This is a genomic window from Citrobacter sp. TBCS-14, from assembly GCF_005280805.1.
GTDB classification, from domain to species: Bacteria; Pseudomonadota; Gammaproteobacteria; order Enterobacterales; family Enterobacteriaceae; genus Citrobacter; species Citrobacter gillenii.
Genome location: NZ_SZWM01000874.1, coordinates 1 through 356 on the forward strand (window position 1 = coordinate 1; position 356 = coordinate 356).

The 356-nt window shown below is 33.7% G+C and carries 1 protein-coding gene; it reads right to left on the bottom strand.

From position 1 onward, the window contains the following. Positions 1-99 precede the first annotated feature (99 nt). On the bottom strand, positions 100-356 hold a 257-nt coding region (locus tag FDX22_RS21835; protein ID WP_222592551.1), incomplete at its 5' end, for a hypothetical protein.

Genomic DNA, 356 nt, shown 5'->3' on the forward strand with positions numbered 1-356 from the left:
ATTCAATTAGTTCCATTGTTTTTACCTCTTTCCTTAACTCGATGTACTAAGTATATCAAAAAAACTCTAAGCTGTAAAGCCTAAAGTCTTTATCATTAATTATTTTTCTTTCAATTTATTCTTGAACCAGATGATTCGTTCTTTGAACCAAGCGTCAACCCCTTCAGGACGTAGCCATTTACCTTGTTTAACTCCGTTTTTTTCCATGAACTCAATCACTTTACTTGGAGTTTCAAGTTCGCCAAATAAGCTAGGTTTAACAGAGTTGAATTTACTAAACATTTCAAGCGTTTCGATATAACTATCTTTCAGAAGCTCTGTATCAAGCAATTTTTGGGCTTTCTCAGCACGTTTAG